The sequence below is a fragment of the Muribacter muris genome, assembly GCF_001038205.1.
Taxonomy (GTDB): Bacteria; Pseudomonadota; Gammaproteobacteria; order Enterobacterales; family Pasteurellaceae; genus Muribacter; species Muribacter muris.
The window spans coordinates 1-4,888 of sequence record NZ_JWIZ01000119.1 but is presented as its reverse complement, the minus strand read 5'-3'; the positions used below and the strand labels follow the sequence as shown (position 1 = coordinate 4,888).

Genomic DNA, 4,888 nt, shown 5'->3' with positions numbered 1-4,888 from the left:
TATAAATATCTAATGTTTAATTTTATTATAAATATCTAATATTTAATTTTATTACATCGTGCTGTGGGCGCACGCAGTGCGCCCCTACAAATACGTTGATATTGGTTTTATTGAATGTAAATCATTTAATTTCATTATAAATATCTAATGTTTAATTTTATTACATCGTGCTGTGGGTGAATGTTGTGCGTCCGTATAGATACGTTGATGTTGGTTTTATTGAAAATAAATTGTTTAATTTTATTATAAATATCTAATATTTAATTTTATTTCATCGTGCCGTAGGGGCGCACTGCGTGCGCCCATTGATCAACCCCATTCAAATAAAAGGATAAATGATGAAAACATCAAACCGCAAAACAACTCGGGTAACTTGGAATTCATACCAAAATGGCTGTTATTTTGTTACGGTATGCACAAAAAATAAAACGCATTATTTCGGCGAAATACACCATCAAACAATGTATTTATCCCCATTAGGTTTTACATTACAAAAAATTATCCAAAACACACCGCTTGTTCGCCCCGATAGTTATATTGATATTCCAATTTTCATCATAATGCCTAATCATTTCCATTTTATTATCACATTAAATTCTGATGTTGATCGACATCAGCATTATTTTGGCGCACAACGTAAAAATTTAGCGTCCATTATTCGTGGTATAAAATGCGCATTATCCGGTTATGCCAAACAGGAAAATCTTTTATTTGAATGGCAGCGTGGCTATTATGAACATATTATCCGTAACGAAAATGCCTTTCAAAAAATTTACCAATATATCGAAAATAATGTGATAAATTGGGATAAAGATTGTTTTTATTAAATATATGCCTACATATTTTATTTTTACAGATTATTTTATTACGGACGGAAGCTGAGCGTCCCTACATATCAGCGTTATTTTCTATTTTCACAAATAAAACATTCAGCCAAAATATTTAAAATAAGTTCATTCCCCACCATTATATCCTGTCCCTTCGTGTAGGGACGCCATGCTGGCGTCCGTATTATTTATTACTGTGTTTCATATTGAATAATATTATTTAATTCAAAATGACAATTCATTATTGCTCCTTGTATATCAGGAAATATAGTAAAACCATCAATATTTAAACTTAATAGATATTCCATTACATCTACTCTTAAATCCTTATGAATTAGAATTTTACTAAGAAATGGTTTATAATGTGGGTAATTCTTATTTTCTTCATAATGTGCTTTATTTAACTCATATAATTCTTGATAGAGTAAGTTTGTAAAGACTCCTTTTTGAGCAGATAGCCTCCCACCAATATCTATTTTTGAGCTAATAATTTCTATTTTTTTACTCCCTATAAAATTATTAAGTTCATAAATTACCCTATAATCACTTTCCGATGTATAAGGCTCAAATGCAAAATATAATGCAACAAGAAATGACTGTGACCAATCTAATAGAGGGGTTTTAAGACCATAATGTTGTCCCATAGCCCAAATTTCATCATCATATTTTTTGTCTAGCAAAACCCATTGTTCAGAAATTTTTCCTTTTAGTTTTTTCTTACAATCTTTTAAGTATTCATCAACGATTCTATCAAAAAAAGATCTTTTCAATTTATAATCATTTATATGCTCAAAACGTTTCTTGATTTCTCTTTCTAACGTTGATTCTAACTTATATTTTTCCTCAGAATGCCCTCTAAAGTAACGCCCATCGACTTTACTTAGATCGGTAATAATGCCTATATCAGGTGGCATATTTGTTTCTTTATTTTTTACTAAATTCCTATCTTCAATATACGCTTTTAATTCTTTCCAACAATGAATTTTTCTTGTACTTATCATTTAAATTTCCCCACTTAATAATTTAGGTAATAATTCATCTCTTGTTTTTACTAAGATATCTATTTCATTATTTAAACTATCTTTTAGCTTTATAATAGAATGATATGTACTCATAAAAATATTTAGTAGTTTGTTATCAGGAATATAGATTTCTTTTGCTAGAAACATTTCTCTATCTACACTTTGTCCTTGTCTAGAGGTTGGTTTAATCAAAGATTGATAATCTTGCTCATAAGCCTTTATAAATAGACTTAGATACTGGTAATTGACGATTTTCTCATTTGTTTTATATACAAAATATGCAGGACTAACAGAGCCTTCCCCTAATTGCATTATTCCCCAGTTTAAGGTTTGAGAACCCATACCAAAAACAACATAGCCATTGTTGATAATCTTATTTTTCTCTGGTGTTTTAGAAAGCGATTTTTTATATTTTTCACTTCTTGGTGTTATACCATTATTACCAACGGAAAATTCTTCTATACCAGTACGTTCACCGACTTTTTCTTTGCTTTCTGTAACAAAATCCTTAAATTTTAGAATATCCCACCCCCTCGGCACTTCCCCAAATCCTTCAACTTCCTCAAATTCACTTGGAAATGCTTGGGCGAGTTGTTGAAGTTGTTGGTATTGGTCGGGGTTTTCGGTTTGCAAGCGGTCGAGTTCGGCGGCATTTTTGCCGGAAATCACGCTCATTGCGGCACATTCTGCTTGTGCGGGCGTTAAGCCGTCCGCAAGGGCGGTGGCTTTGGCTCGCACAGGGTCAAAATCAATACACCAGCTTTTAAATATCGCTTGGGCGATATTTTCTAGGGTTTGGTTGATTTGGGTGTTGAGTTGGATTTTTTCATCTAAATACTTTAAATACTCTATATTTCTATTTTGAGTTTCTATATCTGGTAATAGAATCTCAATATTAGAAAAGTCAGATTTATTTAAAATTGGCGTAGCACTACCACCAGATATAGATTTAAAAAAGTCTTGCATTTTACTTAGAATATAATAGATATATTCATAATTATGCTTTTGATTAACTGTTAGTGTATTTATTTGTTGATTAGTTACTGATTTATTTTTTAATAAAGCTGCTTTTCCCATATCAGAACCAATACAAGAAACAGATATTGAGTTTTCATCAACTAAATAATTAGAGACAGTATTTAGTCCATCTTTTGTTAAATATCTCTCTGTATGGCTTATCCATTTAGAACCAACCATATCCTTTGGGGTAACAAAAGGAATGCCACTAAAATTACTGAATGCATTATTACATTTAGAAGGTGGTGTTTTTCCTGTTTTAATTATTCCAATTTCACATAATTTATACTTTTTCCAATCACTCATACCCCAATCCTCCTAAATTCGCCTTAATCTTCACTTCCAATTCTGCACTTTGCTTAAATTGCTCATTTAAAAGAGCGGTCAGTTGTTGCATTTTTTCTGCAAACGGCACACCATCATCTTCTTGTTCGGCGGTGCCGACATAGCGTCCGGGGGGGAGGACGTAGTCATTTTTGGCGATGTCGTCCAAGGTTGCCGAGTAGCAATAGGCGGCTTGGTTTTGGTAGCCGTCCGCTTTTTGCCAACTGTGGTAGGTTTGGGCGATTTTGGCAATATCGTCAGGGGTGAAATCCCGCAATACACGGTCTTTCATATAGCCGATTTGGCGGGCATCAATAAACAGTACCTCGCCTTTGCGGGCTTTGGCTTTGTTTAAAATCCAGATACACGCGGGGATTTGGGTGTTGGTAAAGAGTTGAGAGGGCAGAGCAACCATTGCTTCGACCAAATCCGCTCGCAGAATATTTTTGCGGATCTCGCCCTCGTTATTGGTGTTGCTCGACATTGAGCCGTTAGCAAGTAGCAGTGCCATTCTGCCTTTAGGCGAAAGGTGGTAGATCATATGTTGTAGCCACGCAAAGTTAGCATTGCCCGCCGGCGGTGTGCCGTATTGCCAACGGGGATCTTGGGCAAGGCTTTCGCTCCACCATTCTTTCATATTAAACGGTGGGTTTGCCATTATGAAATCCATTTTTTTGTCGAGATGTTGCGGGTTGGTGAAGGTGTCGGCGTTTTGGTTGCCGAAGTCAAACTCAATCCCACGGATCGCCATATTCATTGCCGCAAGCTGCCAAGTGGTCGGATTGTATTCTTGCCCGTAGATAGCAATATTTTTATTACGGCTAGCGTGCGGGGTTTTGCCCTGGTGGCTTTCGATAAAACGTTCTGTTTGCACAAAGAAGCCGCCCGACCCCATTGCAGGGTCGTAAATTCTGCCCTCGTAAGGTTCAAGCATTTCGACAATCAGGGTAACGATAGATTTTGGGGTGAAATATTGCCCGCCTTTCTTGCCTTCGGCGAGGGCAAATTGCCCAAGAAAATATTCGTAAACGTGGCCGAGAATATCTTTGGCAGCGAGATGCACGGGTTTGCCGTCAAAGGTCGGCTGGCTAAAGTGAGTATCGGAAAAGAGATCGACCAAGCCGATTAGGGTGTCCGCTTGGACTTTATAGCCGGCGATACGTTGAATTTTGCCTTTGAGTTTTGGGTTGTCTTGCTCAATCGCTTCAAAGGCAGCATCAATCAAATTGGCGACACCGCCAAATTTTGCCCCCCACGGCAGTTCATCACCGATATTATATTGTGCAACGGCTTTGATGTTATCCCAGCGTGCTGCTTCGGGTACCCAAAAGATGTTATCTTGGGCGTAGTAGTCCCGTTCTTCCAGTTCATTTTTGAGGTCGTCTTCGCTATAAATCGCAGGGTCGAGATAAAGTTCGGATTGCGGATCGGCAAATAGAGCGGCGAGTTTTCGGCGTTGTTCAAGGAAACTGTCGGAAACGTATTTTAAGAAGATAAAGCCTAAAACGATGTGTTTGTAGTTGGCTGCGTCCAGTTGCTGACGCAATTTATCGGCGGCTTTCCAAAGGCGTGTGTCGAGATCGTTAAGAAAGGCTTGTTGAGTGGTTAAAATTTCAACATTCTGTTGGCTGTTGGCTGTTGGCCGTTGGCTGTTGGCTGTTGGCTGTTGGCTGTTGGCTGTTGGCTGTTGGCTGTTGG

At 37.2% G+C, this 4,888-nt stretch carries 4 protein-coding genes; 1 reads left to right on the top strand and 3 read right to left on the bottom strand.

Features of this window, described 5'->3' with window-relative positions; genetic code table 11:
* Positions 1–338: 338 nt before the first annotated feature.
* Positions 339–827, top strand: a complete 489-nt coding sequence (locus RO21_RS11965) for a transposase (RefSeq protein WP_047978010.1) — start codon at positions 339–341, stop codon at positions 825–827.
* Positions 828–1,018: 191 nt separating this feature from the next.
* Here RO21_RS11965 and RO21_RS11960 read toward each other — a convergent pair whose 3' ends face one another.
* From RO21_RS11960 to RO21_RS11950, 3 genes are read right to left on the bottom strand one after another with little or no spacing between them, the layout of a single operon-like run.
* On the bottom strand, positions 1,019–1,828 hold the full coding sequence (locus RO21_RS11960; protein WP_047978009.1) for an FRG domain-containing protein: 810 nt from the start codon (positions 1,826–1,828) through the stop codon (positions 1,019–1,021).
* Entirely contained in the window at positions 1,829–3,172 is a 1,344-nt protein-coding gene (locus RO21_RS11955; RefSeq protein ID WP_047978008.1) for a restriction endonuclease subunit S, read from the bottom strand.
* The gene (locus RO21_RS11950; RefSeq protein ID WP_047978011.1) at positions 3,165–4,802 is read right to left on the bottom strand and encodes a class I SAM-dependent DNA methyltransferase; all 1,638 of its coding nucleotides are present in this window, start codon (positions 4,800–4,802) and stop codon (positions 3,165–3,167) included. The genes RO21_RS11955 and RO21_RS11950 overlap by 8 nt, the downstream gene beginning before the upstream one ends.
* Between the last annotated feature and the right edge of the window lie 86 nt (positions 4,803–4,888).